The following is a 12583-nucleotide window of genomic DNA, read 5'->3' as shown; positions in this document are numbered from 1 at the left end:
CCCTTCCCCCGGCTCACCAGGAGCAGGGGACTGCCCCAACCGCAGCCGGGCACGGCAGGTGCACACCTCAACAGTAGGCCGCAGAAGGCTTCCACGGGCAGCGGTCGTGGACGGTTGCCCGAATGCGCCCCGGCCACCCGTATGCATCTGGTATGCGCCGATCGGGTGGCCTTCAACCGCTGCTCCTCGCTACTCCTCGACCGGAAGCGCGACTTCGGCGGCCGCCTCGGGGCCCTGCTCCAACAGGACGGTGAAACCGTCCTCGTTCAGCACAGGCACCTTGACCTGCATGGCCTTGTCGTACTTCGAACCAGGATTGTCACCTACGACCACGAAGGACGTCTTCTTCGAAACAGAACCGGTCACTTTCGCTCCCCGGCTCTGCAGGGCGTCCTTGGCGCCGTCTCTCGTGAAGTGTTCGAGAGTGCCGGTGACGACCACGGTCAGCCCTTCGAGCGGACGCGGGCCCTCGTCCTCGCCGGACCCCTCGTCCTCCATCCGGACCCCGGCGGCCCGCCACTTGCGCAGGATCTCCTGGTGCCAGTCCTCGGCGAACCACTCCTTGAGGGAGGCGGCGATGATCGCGCCGACGCCGCCGGTGTTCGCCAGCTCCTCCTCGGTGGCCTGCTCGATACGCTCGATCGAGCGGAACTCACGGGCCAGCGCCTCGGCCGCGACCGGGCCGACATGACGGATCGACAGACCGGTGATGACGCGGGCGAGCGGACGCTCCTTGGCGGCGGCGATGGTCTCCAGCATGGCGAGCGCGTTCTTCTTCGGTTCGCCCTGCTGGTTGGCGAAGACCGTCGCGATCTTCTCCTCGCCGGTCTTCGGGTCCCGCTTGGGCAGCCCGCTGTCCTGGTCGAGGACGTACGCCTTGATGGGCAGCAGTTGCTCGATGGTGAGGCCGAACAGGTCACCCTCGTCACGCAGCGGCGGGTCGGCCGGCTCCAGCGGCTTGGTGAGGGCCGCCGCCGACACATAACCGAAGTGGTCGATGTCCAGCGCCTTGCGGCCCGCGAGGTAGAAGAGGCGCTCCCTCAACTGGGCGGGGCAGGTGCGGGCGTTCGGGCAGCGGAGGTCGATGTCGCCCTCCTTCATCGGCCGCAGCGGTGTCCCGCACTCGGGGCACTCGGCGGGCATCACGAACTCCCGCTCGCTGCCGTCACGCAGGTCGGCGACCGGGCCGAGGATCTCCGGGATGACGTCACCGGCCTTGCGCAGCACCACCGTGTCGCCGATGAGGACGCCCTTGGCCTTGACGACCTCCTGGTTGTGCAGGGTCGCGAACTCGACCTCCGAACCGGCCACCGTGACCGGCTCGACCTGGGCGTACGGCGTGACCCGGCCCGTACGGCCCACGCCCACCCGGATGTTGACGAGCTTGGTGTTGACCTCCTCGGGCGCGTACTTCCACGCGATCGCCCAGCGCGGGGCACGCGAGGTGGAGCCGAGCCGTCCCTGGAGGGGGATCTCGTCGAGCTTGACGACCACGCCGTCGATCTCGTGCTCCACGGAGTGGCGGTGCTCGCCGAAGTACCGGATGAACTCCCGTACGCCGTCGAGGTCGTCGACCACCTTGTTGTTCGGCGAGGTCGGCAGGCCCCAGGTGCTCAGCAGGTCGTAGGCCTCGGAGAGGCGGGTGAGGGGGTCGAAGCCCGCCAGGGTGCCGATGCCGTGGACGACCATGTGCAGGGGGCGGGTGGCCGTGACGCGCGGGTCCTTCTGGCGCAGTGAACCGGCCGCCGCGTTACGGGGGTTGGCGAAGGGCTTGTCGCCGGCCTCGACCAGCCGGGCGTTCAGCTCCTCGAACTTCTCCATCGGGAAGTAGACCTCGCCGCGAATCTCCACGAGGTCGGGCACGCGGTCGCCGGTCAGCCGGTCCGGGATCTCCGCGATGGTGCGGACGTTGGGCGTGATGTCCTCGCCCGTGCGGCCGTCGCCGCGGGTCGCCGCGCGCGTGAGGCGGCCGTGCTCGTACGTCAGGTTGACGGCGAGGCCGTCGACCTTCAGCTCGCACAGGAAGTGGTACTCGGAGCTGCCGACGTCCTTGTGGACGCGCTCGGCCCAGGCCGCGAGCTCCAGGTCGTCGAAGGCGTTGTCCAGGGAGAGCATGCGCGAGGGGTGGACGACGGAGGTGAACTCCGTCTCGTACGCCCCCGCGACCTTCTGGGTCGGGGAGTCGGGCGTACGCAGCTCGGGATACTCCTCCTCCAGCGCCTCCAGGGCGCGCAGGAGCTTGTCGAACTCCGCGTCGCTGACGACCGGGGCGTCGTTCACGTAGTACCGGAAGCGGTGCTCCTCGATCTGCTCAGCGAGCTGCGCGTGCTTCTCCCGTGCCTCTGCGGGCACCGTCGTCTCCGCTTGCTTGTCGCCGGCCACCGTGTTGTCCTCCCGTTACTCAGGGTTGTCCGCGAGGGATCTCGCCGCCTGGACGCAGTGGGTGAGAGCACGGCGCGCGTACTCCGGGGAGGCCCCCGCGAGTCCGCACGCCGGGGTGAGGGTGACCGCCTCCGCGAGAAGTCCCGGTCGCAGCCCCAGCCTGCGCCACAGCGTCCTGACACCCATGACGCTACCGGCAGGGTCTGACAATGCGGTGTCCGTGCCCGGCACGACACCGGCGAAGAGCCGGGTGCCGGCCTCCACCGCCTCACCGATCACGTCGTCGTCACGCTCGGTGAGGAGAGAGAAGTCGAAGGAGACCGCATCCGCGCCCGCCCGGCGCAGCAGGGCGAACGGCACGTCCGGTGCGCAGGAGTGGACGACGACGGGCCCTTCCGCGTGTACGCCGACGACATCGCGGAGCGTGTCCTCGACGAGTTGGCGGTCCGGGGCGCGGTGGGTGCGGTAGCCGCTGGCGGACCTGACCTGTCCGCGCAGTACGGCGATGAGGGACGGCTCGTCGAGCTGGAGCACGATCTGGGCTCCGGGGACGCGGCGTTGCACGTCGTCGAGGTGGTTGCGCAGGCCCTCGGCGAGCGAACCGGCGAGGTCCCGGCAGGCGCCGGGGTCGGAGAGGGCGGCCTCGCCGTTCCTCAACTCCAGGGTGGCGGCGAGCGTCCAGGGCCCCACGGCCTGCACCTTGAGCGGGCCCTCGTACCCCTGCGTGAACTCCTCGAACGCGTCGAGGTCCTCCCCCAGCCACGCCCAGGCCCGCTTGGTGTCCCGCCCCGGCCGGTCCCCGATCCGCCACCCGCTGGGCTCCACGCGCGCGTACACCTCGACGAGCAGCCCGGCGGTCCGCCCGATCATGTCCGCGCCGGGCCCCCGAGCGGGCAGCTCGGGCAGGAACGGAAAGTCCTCGAAGGCCCCGGTAGCGGTCTTCGCGGCCTCCCGGGCGTCCTCACCGGGCAGGGAACCGACACCGGTGGCGGGACCGAAGCTGAACTGGCTGTTGTTGCTCACCCGGGCAGCCTACGTAACCCGCAGGGGGCGGGCTCACCGCCGGAACACACCCAGCCCTTCGAGGCCCCCGCCCGTCACGGCCTCACCGCCCCGGCCGCACCGTCAGATCGTTGACCTCCGCGTCCGCCGGCAGGTCGAGGGCCATCAGGATCGTCGTGGCGACCGACTCGGGGTCGATCCAGCGCGCGTGGTCGTACTCCTGGCCCTCCTGCTGGTGGACCTTGGCCTGCATGGGGCTCGCGGTGCGGCCGGGGTAGACCGAGGTGACGCGGACGCCGTTCCCGTGTTCCTCGTGGCGCAGGGAGTCCGCCAGGGCCTTCAGGCCGTGCTTGGAGGCGGCGTACGCGGACCAGTCGGCGCTCGCCCGCAGGCCCGCGCCGGAGTTCACGAAGAGCACATGGCCGCCGGACACCCGGAGTTGGGGCAGGAAGTGGCGGGTCAGCTCGGCGGGGGCGATCAGGTTGACGTTGAGCTGGTGGCGCCAGGACTTGGGGGTCAACTCGCCCACCGGGCCCAGGTCGACGACCCCGGCGATGTGCAGGAGCGTGTCCACCCGGTCGGGCAGGCTCTGGTGCGAGAAGGCCCAACTGAGCCGGTCCGGGTCGGCGAGGTCGCCGACCAGGGTGCTCGCCCCGGGATACTCCGCCGCCAGTTCCTTCGCGCGGCCCGCGTCGCGCGCGTGGAGCACGAGTTCGTCCCCGCGCGCGTGCAGCCTGCGGGCGACGGCCGCGCCGATGCCCGAACCGGCCCCGGTGATCACATGTGTAGCCATGCCCGCCATGCTCGCATCACTCGATGCCCTGACTCTCCTCCAGGTAGGCCAGCGCCCCCACCGGCTCCTCCGCGAAGAACACCAGGTCGGTGAGCGGGACGGGCAGGAAGCCCTCGTCCTCCATGCGCCGGAACTGGGTCTTCAGGCCGTCGTAGAAGCCCGCCGTGTTGAGCAGCACGACCGGCTTGTCGGTGTGGCCGTGCTTCTTCAGCTCCAGGATCTCCGTCGCCTCGTCGAGCGTCCCGGTGCCGCCCACCATGATGACCACGGCGTCGGCCTTCTCCAGGAGGAGCCTCTTGCGCTCCGCGAGGTCGCCCGCGATCACCATCTCGTCGGCGCCCGGCCTCGCCTTCGCCGCCAGGAAGCCCACCGACACGCCCACCAGCCGTCCACCGGCCGCCTGCACACCGTCGGCGACCACCTTCATCAGGCCGACATCGGATCCGCCCCACACGAGCGTGTGCCCGCCCTTGCCGAGCAGTTCGGCGAACTCCCGCGCGGGGCCCGTGTAACGCTCGTCGAGATCGGCGGCGGAGAGAAACACACAGATCTTCATGTCGTCACCGTACGCGGGAAGAACCACGGGCCCGCGAGTGCTTTTCCGGTATGGCTGACGGACACACGATCACGATCGAGCAGGGCGACCGCCGCGTACGCGTCGTCCACGGCGACCAGGTGCTGGCGGAGAGCGACCGCCCCCTCGTCCTGAGGGAGACCGGCTGTCCGGTCCGGTACTACATACCTCCGGAGGATGTACGCCTGGACCTCCTGACCCCCTCCGCGACCCACACCCACTGCCCCTTCAAGGGCGACGCGTCCTACTGGTCGCTGCCCGACGCGGCCGACCTGGTGTGGGCGTACCCCGACCCCAAGCCCGACGTCGCGCAGATCAAGGACCACCTCTGCTTCTACGAAGTAGAAGTGTTGTGAGTAGAAGTGCGGGGAGTGGCAGTGTCGTGACCGATTAGTCTCCGCTCCTTCGGCAGTCTTCACAGTCATGGACAAGAAGACTGTTTCGCGCGACGGCACCGCCATCGCGTACGAGTGCATCGGCGCGGGTCCGCCCGTCGTCCTGGTGGGCGGCGCGATGACGACGGGCGAGGGGCTGCTGCCGCTCGCCGCTCAGCTCGCGCACCGGTTCCGCGCCGTCCCGTACGACCGCCGGGGTCGTGGCGCCAGCGGCGACACGGCCCCGTTCGCGGTGGCCCGCGAGGTGGAGGACCTCGCGGCGCTGATCGACGCCGTGGGCGGCAGTGCGGCCCTGTACGGCCACTCCTCCGGTGCCGCCCTGGTCCTGCACGCGGCGGCGAGTGGCCTACCGGTCACCCAAGTCGCCCTCTACGAGCCGCCGTTCGCCCTCGACGCGAGCGGCGCGAAGGAGCGCGCCGAGTACACCGAGCGGCTCACGGCACTGCTCGCCGAGGGCCGCCGCGGTGATGCCGTCGAGCTGTTCATGGCGCTCACCGGCGCACCCCCGCAGATGATCGAGGGCGCCCGCAACTCCCCCATGTGGCCCGGCATGGAGGCCGTCGCCCCCACCCTCGCCTACGACGACGCGGCCATGGGCGACGGTCTGGTGCCGGCGCAGCGGCTGGCTTCCCTGTCCGTCCCGGTGCTCACGATCGCGGGCGGCGCGAGCGCGGAGTGGATGCGGGAGGCCGCGCGGGCCGTGGCGGACGCGGCGCCGGAGGGGACGTATCGCACGCTGGACGGTCAGACCCACATGGTGGACCCGGCCGTCCTGGCGCCGCTGCTCACGGAGTTCTTCACGCGCTGACCGCGCGGTGCCCCGAAAACGGCGTGCCCCTGAGGGTCACGCCAGGGCGGTCGCCGCGCGCGTGGTCGTCGCGATGGTCGCCGAGCCGACCACGCGCGTGTCGTCGTACAGCACGATCGCCTGTCCGGGGGCCACGCCCCGTACCGGCTCGGTGAAGGACACCTCCAGGGTGCCGTCGACGAGTTCGGCGGTGACCTCGGTCTCGCCGCCGTGGGCGCGGAGCTGGGCGGTGTAGGTGCCGGGGCCGGTCGGGGCCGTGCCGCACCAGCGGGGGCGGACGGCGGTCAGGCCGCTGACGTCCAGCGAGGCGGCCGGACCGACCGTCACGGTGTTGTCGACCGGGGAGATGTCCAGGACGTAGCGCGGCTTGCCGTCGGCGGCCGGGGTGCCGATGCGCAGGCCCTTGCGCTGGCCGATGGTGAAGCCGTACGCGCCCTCGTGCGAGCCGATGACGGAGCCGGACTCGTCGACGATGTCACCCTCGGCCTTGCCGAGGCGGTTCGCGAGGAAGCCCTGGGTGTCGCCATCGGCGATGAAGCAGATGTCGTGCGAGTCGGGCTTCTTGGCGACCGCGAGGCCGCGCCGCTCGGCCTCCGCGCGGATCTCGTCCTTCGTCGTCACCGTGTCGCCGAGCGGGAACAGGGCGTGCGCAAGCTGCCTCTCGTCCAGGACGCCGAGGACGTACGACTGGTCCTTGGCCATGTCGGAGGCGCGGTGCAGCTCGCGGGTGCCGTCCTCGTTCACGATCACCTGGGCGTAGTGGCCGGTGCAGACCGCGTCGAAGCCGAGGGCGAGCGCCTTGTCGAGGAGCGCGGCGAACTTGATCTTCTCGTTGCAGCGCAGGCAGGGGTTCGGGGTGCGGCCGGCCTCGTACTCGGCGACGAAGTCCTCCACGACGTCCTCGCGGAAGCGGTCGGCGAGGTCCCAGACGTAGAACGGGATGCCGATGACGTCGGCGGCCCGGCGGGCGTCCCTTGAATCCTCGATGGTGCAACAGCCACGCGCGCCCGTGCGGAACGATTGCGGGTTCGCGGAGAGCGCGAGGTGGACGCCGGTCACGTCGTGGCCGGCTTCGGCGGCCCGGGCGGCGGCGACGGCGGAGTCGACTCCGCCCGACATGGCGGCGAGTACGCGAAGGGGGCGGGGGCGCTGCGAGGTCTCAGTCATAACCCTTCCAGGGTACGGGTCGCCGGGAACCGGGACCCGCGAGTATCCGTTGAAGATCACATGGGGGAGACGAAGAGCAAGGACGCGAAAAGCGGGGACGCCAAAAGCGAGGGGACGGCTGAGGGCGCCCCGGGTCGGCGGCCCGGGCGGCGCGCGCTGCTGATCGGCGGGGCCGTGGCCGCCGCGGGGACGGCCGTGCTGGCGCGGGAGGAGTTGTCACGGCTGTGGTGGCGGCTGCCCGGAGTGGAGAAGCCGCGGACACCGGGCGCGGTGGACTTTCCGAGTGCCTCGTGGGTGGCCGCGTCCTCGGCGAACTACCGGCGGGCGGACCGGCCTGACGACTACCCGATAGACCGGGTGGTCATCCATGTCACGCAGGGCGGTTTCGACAGTGCGGTGAAGGCCTTCCAGGACCCCGACCACCAGGCGGCGGCGCACTACATCGTGCGCAAGGACGGGCACGTCACGCAGATGGTCCGCGAGCTGGACGTGGCCTTCCACGCGGGCAATCGGGAGTACAACGAACACAGTGTCGGCGTCGAGCACGAGGGCTTCGTGGAGCGGGCGTCCTCGTTCACCGACGCGATGTACGCGGGCTCCGCGCGGCTGACGGCGGCGATATGCCGGCGCTACGGCTTCCCCGTCGACCGGGAGCACGTCATCGGCCATGTGGAGGTGCCGGGAACCGATCACACGGACCCGGGGCGGTACTGGGACTGGGACCGGTACATGGCGCTGGTAAAGCGGGCACACCGGACGCAAGTGTGACGCTGGTCACACCTCGCTTTGGCTATGAGTCGTTTCAGTTACGGCGGTGTCCGATGCGTCCCTCGCTCCGGATGTGACCTGGGGTACGCCAACTCGCCTTGAGATGCAAGGGAGTTGTGGAGGGATCGTGCACGCTTACCTTTCACAGCTTGCCCTGCTGACTACTAACTGTCGCCCAGTCTTTACACAGCCCTTAGGTCAAATCTCTGGCCGCATGACACACACCAGCGAGCCCGCGTCCGAAGCGACCAGAGACAGCAAGGGCAACCACCGCAAAACCACGGCCGAGAAGCGCGATCACAGCAAGGACACCGCGGCCCGGGGCAAGGGTCTGCACCGGCGCAAGTTCCTCGGCGGGATGGCCGGAGCCGGTATCGCGGCGGTCGCCGCGGCCGGAGGCGCCTTCTCGCTGCTGAACGACGCGGCGAAGAACAAGGCCTCCGCGGCGGACAGCACCCTCACCATCCCGGACCTCCTGGAGGGCACCACCACCAGCGGCGTCACCACCTTCACCCTGGAGGCCAAGACCGGCACCCACGAGGTGATCTCGGGCGTCACCAGCACCACGATGGGCTACAACCAGGACTTCCTGGGCCCCACCATGAAGTGGACCAACGGCGACGAGGTCCTGCTCAACATCACCAACAGCATCGGCGCGGACACCACGGTCCACTTCCACGGCGCCCACGTCCCGGCGAAGATGGACGGCGGCCCCCAGGTCGCCTTCTCCGACGGCACCACCTGGTCGCCCACGTTCACGGTCAAGGACCCGGCCACCACGCTCTGGTACCACCCGCACGCCCTGGGCACCACCGCCCAGCAGGCCGTGCACGGTCTGGCCGGCATGATCATCGTCGAGGACTCCACGGACACCTCCGCCGCGCTGCCCAGCGACTACGGCGTCGACGACATCCCGCTCATCTTCCAGTGCCTCGCCGTCGACGACACCGGTGACATCAAGTACGACGCGGCCGGCTACCGGCTGAGCACCACCACGTTCCCCCTCCTGCTCAACGGAACCAACGTGGACTCCACCACGCTCGGTTTCACCGCGACCAAGACCCGGACCCGATTCCGCGCGCTGAACGCCTCGCCGTCCGACATCATCACCATCCAGCGCAGCGACGGCGGCACCCTCACCCAGATCACCTCCGACCAGGGCTACCTGGCCGAGGCCGCCGAAGTGACCACGATCCGTCTGGTGGCGGGCGCCCGTGCCGAGTTCGTCATGGACCTCACCGCGGACGCCACCCTCCAGGCCGTGATCACCACCGGCTGGATCCGCGGCGGCAGCGGCACCTACGACGTCCTCGCGATCACGGCAAGCGGCAGCGACACCCCGGCCGACCTGCCGAGCACCCTCAACACCATCGAGCGCTACGACACCAGCGACTTCACCGCGCGGACGATCACCCTGGGCCAGAACGGCGCCACCATGCTGATCGACGGCTCGGCCGGCACCACCATGGCCGCGATGGCGATGATCAGTACGACGCTCGGCTCGAAGGAGATCTGGACGATCCAGAACTCCACCCAGTTGGAACACTCGTTCCACCTGCACGACGTGCCGTATCAGTTGATCTCCATCAACGGCGAGGATCCCACCGGGGTCCAACTGGGCTGGTACGACACCTACGAGGTGGTCGGCGGCGGCTCGATCAAGATCGCCATGGAGTTCACCGACTTCGCCGACGACACCTATATGTACATGCTCCACTGCCATCTGCTCCAGCACGAGGACGAGGGCATGATGGCCTCCCTCATGATCACGGACGACGGCACGAGCACCACCAGTACCGACACGTCCGACGACTCCACGGCCACGGCCAGTGCGAGCGCGAGCGCGTCCGCGAGCGCGAGCGCCTCGGCGACCGCGACGGACGACTCGACCGCCACGGCGACCGCGAGCGCCAGCGCGACGGACGACTAGTTCAGGCGATGCAGGTTGTCCGGCGTCGGCCTCCCCCGTGGACGCCGGACACCTCGGACCGGGGAGAGTCGGCGGCCTCTTCCCGGTCCGACGTATGTCCGGGTCAGGTCAGCCCGGCGGCACGCGCGCGTTCCACCGCGGGGCCGATCGCCTTCGCCACGGCGTCCACGTCGGCCTCCGTGGAGGTGTGGCCGAGGGAGAGGCGCAGGGTGCCGCGGGCCAGGTCCGGTTCGGTGCCAGTGGCGAGCAGGACATGGCTGGGCTGGGCGACGCCCGCCGTGCAGGCCGAGCCGGTGGAGCACTCGATGCCCTGGGCGTCCAGGAGGAGCAGGAGCGAGTCGCCCTCACAACCCGGGAACGTGAAATGGGCGTTGGCCGGGAGCCGGTCCACCGGGTCCCCGCCGAGAATCGCGTCCGGGACCGCCGTACGGACGGCCGAGACCAGGTCGTCGCGGAGGGCGCCGATCTCGCGGGCGAACCACTCGCGCTGTTCGGCGGCGAGGCGGCCGGCCACCGCGAAGGAGGCGACCGCGGGGACGTCGAGGGTGCCGGAGCGGACATGGCGTTCCTGGCCGCCGCCGTGCAGGACGGGCACGGGGGTGTACTCGCGCCCCAGCAGCAGGGCGCCGATGCCGTACGGCCCGCCGATCTTGTGGCCGGAGACCGTCATCGCGGCGAGGCCGGAGGCGGCGAAGTCGACCGGGACCTGACCGAAGGCCTGGACCGCGTCGGAGTGCAGCGGGACGCCGAACTCCTGGGCCACATCGGCCAGTTCACGGACCGGCAGAACGGTCCCGATCTCGTTGTTGGCCCACATCACGGTGGCCAGGGCCACGTCGTCGGGGTTGCGGGCGATGGCCTCGCGCAGGACCTCGGGGTGGACGCGGCCGTGGGAGTCGACCGGGAGGTACTCGACGGTGGCGCCCTCGTGCTCGCCCAGCCAGTGGACGGCGTCCAGGACGGCGTGGTGTTCGACGGGGCTGGCCAGGACGCGGGTGCGGGCCGGGTCGGCGTCGCGCCGGGACCAGTACAGGCCCTTCACCGCGAGGTTGTCGGCCTCGGTGCCGCCGGAGGTGAACACGACCTCGCTGGGTCGGGCGCCGAGCGCTTCGGCGAGGGTCTCCCGGGCCTCTTCGACCGTACGGCGGGCCTTGCGGCCGGACGCGTGGAGGGAGGAGGCGTTGCCCGTGATGCTCAGGTGGGCCGTCATCGCCTCGACTGCCTCGGGAAGCATCGGGGTGGTCGCGGCGTGGTCGAGGTATGCCATGGTGACGCCGATTCTACGGGCCCCGGTGGGCGCCCCGACGGGGCGGGCCGCTTGTCACCACGTCGTGGCCGTCACTCCCCCGGGCTCTAGAAGCTCCAGGAGACGGTGCTGTCCAGTTGCATGAAGGCGACGAGGACCAGCAGATCGGCGATGCCGAGTCCGAGGCCGAGGAAGGCACGGCCGCGACGGGCGGTGCCGCGCCACAGCGCCACGCCGGCCAGGGCAATGGCGATCGGGCCGAGGAACACGTTGAGCACGAGCAGGCCGACGAGGCCGAGGATGAAGGACGCGACGGCCATGCCGTCGGCGTCACGACGGCCGGTGGGCTTGACGGCGGCGGTCCTGGTTGCCGGTGCGGTGAGTTGCATGGTGGGTCAGCTCCCGGTGATCGGGCGGGCGGATGGACGGGCGGTCAGTTGGCGGACGTACGGCTACGGCGGCCGTGGCGCTCGCGGAGCGCGAAGATGCCCAGCCATACGGCGATGACGGTGGCGGCGACGGCGGTGAAGGCGAGCGGTGCGTGGGCCACGGTGCCCATCACGACGCCGAGCAGGAGCAGTGCTACGACGAGGAACAGCATGGGATGGATCCCCCTCCGAGATGACTCTCGTGAGCCTCGTGGACTCTGGTTAAGTTTCGGTGAACGGTTGTAGTAACAGTTGTTCACTGACTTCGAGTCTAGCGCGTCGGACGACTTTTCAATTCCGGAGAACAGTTGTTAACTGGATGACATGAGTCACACCCTCGGCATCCGGCAGGTACAGAAGCAGAAGACCCGACAGGCGTTGCTGGACGCCGCGTTGGGGCTGCTGGAGGAGCAGAGCCTGAGCAGTCTGGGCCTGCGCGAGGTCACCCGGGCCGTCGGCGTAGCCCCGACCGCCTTCTACCGGCACTTCCGGTCCACGGCCGATCTCGGAGTGGCGCTCGTCGAGGAGGCGCTGGGCAGTCTGCATCCGATGATCCGGCAGACGGTGGCCCCGGCGGACAGCGACCAACGCATCACGCGCGCCGTCCGGTTGATCGCCGACCATGTGGACACCTACCCGGCCCACGTCCGCTTCATCGCGCGCGAGCGGCACGGCGGGGTCCAGCCGGTACGGGAGGCCATCCGGGACCAGCTCGCCCGGTTCGCCGAGGAGGTGAAGGCCGAACTCGCCAAGGACCCCGAATCCAGCGGCTGGCACGACTCCGACCTGCTGATGCTCGCCCATCTCTACGTCGACCAGATGCTCATCACGGCCTCGCTCTTCCTGGAGGCGCTGGAGACCTCGGACGAGGAGCGCGAGCAGGTGGCTCAACTCGCCACCCGCCAGATGCGGTTGATCAGCGTGGGCCGCCGGCACTGGCTCGGCTGAGGGGACGGGGCACACGAAAGAGGCGACAGGGGCGGCGCACCCGGTGTTCCCTTCAGGGTGTACGGGCTCGACGAGGCGTTGGTGACCGTGAGGTTCCAGTCCGCGTTGAGCGAGGACGGCATGACGTTCGGGAAGAGCGACA

Annotated in this window: 13 protein-coding genes; 5 read left to right on the top strand and 8 right to left on the bottom strand. The window is 70.2% G+C overall.

The genetic code is table 11. The annotated features are described in order from the left end of the window. Positions 1 to 189 precede the first annotated feature (189 nt). From ligA to ABZT04_RS14775, 4 genes are all read right to left on the bottom strand, one after another. Complete coding sequence (gene ligA / locus ABZT04_RS14790; RefSeq protein ID WP_356056579.1) at positions 190 to 2382, bottom strand: NAD-dependent DNA ligase LigA; 2193 nt, start codon at positions 2380 to 2382, stop codon at positions 190 to 192. 15 nt (positions 2383 to 2397) lie between these two features. Continuing rightward, positions 2398 to 3405 (bottom strand): methionine synthase, encoded by a 1008-nt coding sequence (locus ABZT04_RS14785; protein WP_356056578.1) that lies wholly within the window; start codon positions 3403 to 3405, stop codon positions 2398 to 2400. A gap of 82 nt (positions 3406 to 3487) precedes the next feature. Further along, on the bottom strand, positions 3488 to 4186 hold the full coding sequence (locus tag ABZT04_RS14780) for an SDR family oxidoreductase (RefSeq protein WP_356056577.1): 699 nt from the start codon (positions 4184 to 4186) through the stop codon (positions 3488 to 3490). A gap of 7 nt (positions 4187 to 4193) precedes the next feature. Continuing rightward, complete coding sequence (locus tag ABZT04_RS14775; RefSeq protein ID WP_356056576.1) at positions 4194 to 4733, bottom strand: TIGR00730 family Rossman fold protein; 540 nt, start codon at positions 4731 to 4733, stop codon at positions 4194 to 4196. Between the two features lie 50 nt (positions 4734 to 4783). Between ABZT04_RS14775 and ABZT04_RS14770 the strand changes: the two genes are divergently transcribed. After that, on the top strand, positions 4784 to 5107 hold the full coding sequence (locus ABZT04_RS14770; RefSeq protein WP_356056574.1) for a DUF427 domain-containing protein: 324 nt from the start codon (positions 4784 to 4786) through the stop codon (positions 5105 to 5107). Positions 5108 to 5174: 67 nt separating this feature from the next. Further along, entirely contained in the window at positions 5175 to 5954 is a 780-nt protein-coding gene (locus ABZT04_RS14765; RefSeq protein WP_356056573.1) for an alpha/beta hydrolase, read from the top strand. A gap of 36 nt (positions 5955 to 5990) precedes the next feature. On the opposite strand, the gene mnmA is transcribed toward ABZT04_RS14765, so the two are convergent. Then, on the bottom strand, positions 5991 to 7121 hold the full coding sequence (gene mnmA, locus ABZT04_RS14760) for a tRNA 2-thiouridine(34) synthase MnmA (protein ID WP_356056572.1): 1131 nt from the start codon (positions 7119 to 7121) through the stop codon (positions 5991 to 5993). Positions 7122 to 7181: 60 nt separating this feature from the next. On the opposite strand from mnmA, the gene ABZT04_RS14755 reads away from it, so the two are divergent. Further along, on the top strand, positions 7182 to 7889 hold the full coding sequence (locus tag ABZT04_RS14755) for an N-acetylmuramoyl-L-alanine amidase (protein WP_356056571.1): 708 nt from the start codon (positions 7182 to 7184) through the stop codon (positions 7887 to 7889). Between the two features lie 214 nt (positions 7890 to 8103). After that, on the top strand, positions 8104 to 9819 hold the full coding sequence (locus ABZT04_RS14750; protein ID WP_356056570.1) for a multicopper oxidase domain-containing protein: 1716 nt from the start codon (positions 8104 to 8106) through the stop codon (positions 9817 to 9819). Between the two features lie 103 nt (positions 9820 to 9922). On the opposite strand, the gene ABZT04_RS14745 is transcribed toward ABZT04_RS14750, so the two are convergent. The 3 genes from ABZT04_RS14745 to ABZT04_RS14735 all read right to left on the bottom strand — a co-directional run bounded on the left by ABZT04_RS14745 (position 9923) and on the right by ABZT04_RS14735 (position 11666). Next, on the bottom strand, positions 9923 to 11086 hold the full coding sequence (locus ABZT04_RS14745; RefSeq protein ID WP_356056568.1) for a cysteine desulfurase family protein: 1164 nt from the start codon (positions 11084 to 11086) through the stop codon (positions 9923 to 9925). 86 nt (positions 11087 to 11172) lie between these two features. Beyond that, a complete protein-coding gene (locus ABZT04_RS14740) occupies positions 11173 to 11454 on the bottom strand; it encodes a DUF4190 domain-containing protein (RefSeq protein ID WP_356056567.1) in 282 nt (93 codons plus the stop codon). Positions 11455 to 11498: 44 nt separating this feature from the next. After that, positions 11499 to 11666, bottom strand: a complete 168-nt coding sequence (locus ABZT04_RS14735) for a hypothetical protein (protein WP_356056566.1) — start codon at positions 11664 to 11666, stop codon at positions 11499 to 11501. Between the two features lie 151 nt (positions 11667 to 11817). On the opposite strand from ABZT04_RS14735, the gene ABZT04_RS14730 reads away from it, so the two are divergent. Continuing rightward, a complete protein-coding gene (locus ABZT04_RS14730; RefSeq protein ID WP_356056565.1) occupies positions 11818 to 12441 on the top strand; it encodes a TetR family transcriptional regulator in 624 nt (207 codons plus the stop codon). Positions 12442 to 12583 lie beyond the last annotated feature (142 nt).

Source organism: Streptomyces sp. NPDC005492 (assembly GCF_040605995.1).
Classification (GTDB): Bacteria; Actinomycetota; Actinomycetes; order Streptomycetales; family Streptomycetaceae; genus Streptomyces.
This window is presented reverse-complemented; position numbering and strand designations above follow the sequence as displayed.

Excerpts from the sequence above, each read along its gene's own strand:
- ABZT04_RS14780 (WP_356056577.1), bottom strand. The coding sequence starts at position 4,186 with ATGGCGGGCATGGCTACACATGTGATCACCGGGGCCGGTTCGGGCATC.
- ABZT04_RS14775 (WP_356056576.1), bottom strand. The coding sequence starts at position 4,733 with ATGAAGATCTGTGTGTTTCTCTCCGCCGCCGATCTCGACGAGCGTTAC.
- ABZT04_RS14770 (WP_356056574.1), top strand. The coding sequence starts at position 4,784 with ATGGCTGACGGACACACGATCACGATCGAGCAGGGCGACCGCCGCGTA.
- ABZT04_RS14765 (WP_356056573.1), top strand. The coding sequence starts at position 5,175 with ATGGACAAGAAGACTGTTTCGCGCGACGGCACCGCCATCGCGTACGAG.
- mnmA (WP_356056572.1), bottom strand. The coding sequence starts at position 7,121 with ATGACTGAGACCTCGCAGCGCCCCCGCCCCCTTCGCGTACTCGCCGCC.
- ABZT04_RS14755 (WP_356056571.1), top strand. The coding sequence starts at position 7,182 with ATGGGGGAGACGAAGAGCAAGGACGCGAAAAGCGGGGACGCCAAAAGC.
- ABZT04_RS14750 (WP_356056570.1), top strand. The coding sequence starts at position 8,104 with ATGACACACACCAGCGAGCCCGCGTCCGAAGCGACCAGAGACAGCAAG.
- ABZT04_RS14745 (WP_356056568.1), bottom strand. The coding sequence starts at position 11,086 with ATGGCATACCTCGACCACGCCGCGACCACCCCGATGCTTCCCGAGGCA.
- ABZT04_RS14740 (WP_356056567.1), bottom strand. The coding sequence starts at position 11,454 with ATGCAACTCACCGCACCGGCAACCAGGACCGCCGCCGTCAAGCCCACC.
- ABZT04_RS14735 (WP_356056566.1), bottom strand. The coding sequence starts at position 11,666 with ATGCTGTTCCTCGTCGTAGCACTGCTCCTGCTCGGCGTCGTGATGGGC.
- ABZT04_RS14730 (WP_356056565.1), top strand. The coding sequence starts at position 11,818 with ATGAGTCACACCCTCGGCATCCGGCAGGTACAGAAGCAGAAGACCCGA.